Below are 393 nucleotides of genomic sequence, written 5' to 3'. Positions count from 1 at the left end.
GATGGCCTCAAGACTTCCCAGGTACAGGTCCTGATGTTGTCCGGCGAGGGCTTGATGAGCACCTGGAACTGGTAGTAGAACTGCCCGCGGTTGGGGTTCTCGCCGTAGCGGCCGTCGGTGGGACGGCGGCAGCCCTGCACGTAGCAGGTGCGCCAGGTGTCGGGCCCCAGCGAGCGCAGCGTGGTGGCCGGGGCGTGCGTGCCGGCGCCCACCTCGTTGTCGTAGGGCTGCAGCACCACGCAACCGGTGCTCGCCCAGTAGCGCTGCAGGTTCATGATGACGTCTTGGAAGGTGGGGGGCGTCGCCTTCCCGGCCTTCCCGGGCATGTCTTGTGCCATGGGTCTCCTTTGCTCGATTTACAGCGGGCAGACGTCGGTCAGCGGCCAGTAGATG

At 66.4% G+C, this 393-nt stretch carries 1 pseudogene; it reads right to left on the bottom strand.

Features of this window, described 5'->3' with window-relative positions:
- Positions 1–338 (bottom strand): annotated as a pseudogene (locus tag NE591_RS13050) (glycine--tRNA ligase subunit alpha); the annotation flags it as partial.
- Positions 339–393 lie beyond the last annotated feature (55 nt).

This window comes from Adlercreutzia sp. DFI.6.23 (assembly GCF_024462535.1).
Taxonomy (GTDB): domain Bacteria; phylum Actinomycetota; class Coriobacteriia; order Coriobacteriales; family Eggerthellaceae; genus Adlercreutzia; species Adlercreutzia rubneri.
This window is presented reverse-complemented; position numbering and strand designations above follow the sequence as displayed.